Origin of the sequence: Dryocola clanedunensis, assembly GCF_038405435.1 — a bacterium.
Taxonomy (GTDB): domain Bacteria; phylum Pseudomonadota; class Gammaproteobacteria; order Enterobacterales; family Enterobacteriaceae; genus Dryocola; species Dryocola clanedunensis_A.
On the sequence record NZ_JBBYHZ010000131.1, the window covers coordinates 1 to 601 of the forward strand.

Sequence of the window (601 nt, forward strand, 5' to 3'; positions counted from 1 at the left end):
GGCCTGCCGCGTGTGTATGAACTGTCGATGCAGGCCATCGCGCACGGCGACGGTCACATCGACGCCGATACCCTGGGCCGTTTCATCGCCTCCTACCAGTCGCTTGCTCCCCTGAGCCTGGGTGAACTGTGGGCGGTCCCCATCATGCTGCGCCTGGCGCTGCTCGAAAATCTGCGGCGCATGGCCGCCCGGGTGATGCGCGATGGCACGGACCGCAGCCTGGCGGCGCAATGGGCTGAGGACCTCAATCGCGCGGCGTCCGACACCCCGACCGAGGTGGTCCTGGTGGTGGCCGATATGGCCCGCTCCGAGCCGCCCTTGACCGGTGCCTTCATCGCCGAGCTGACCCGCTCGCTGCAGGGGCGCGGCGGCGCGTGGGCCATGCCCATCGCCTGGCTGGAACAGTGGGCCGCTGCGGCCGGTCAGCGCATCGATGAACTGGTCGCCGCCGAGGGCCAGCAGCAGGCGGCCGACCAGGTCTCCATCGGCAACAGCATCGGCAGCCTGCGCTTCCTCTCCACCATGGATTGGCGCACCTTTGTCGAAGACATGAGTGTGGTCGAGCAGCGGCTGCGGGAAGACCCGATGGCCGTCTATCCGC

At 68.7% G+C, this 601-nt stretch carries 1 protein-coding gene; it reads left to right on the plus strand.

The genetic code is table 11. The annotated features are described in order from the left end of the window. A partial coding sequence (locus AAE045_RS23830; protein WP_455549773.1) for a hypothetical protein occupies positions 1-601 on the plus strand: 601 nt, incomplete at both ends.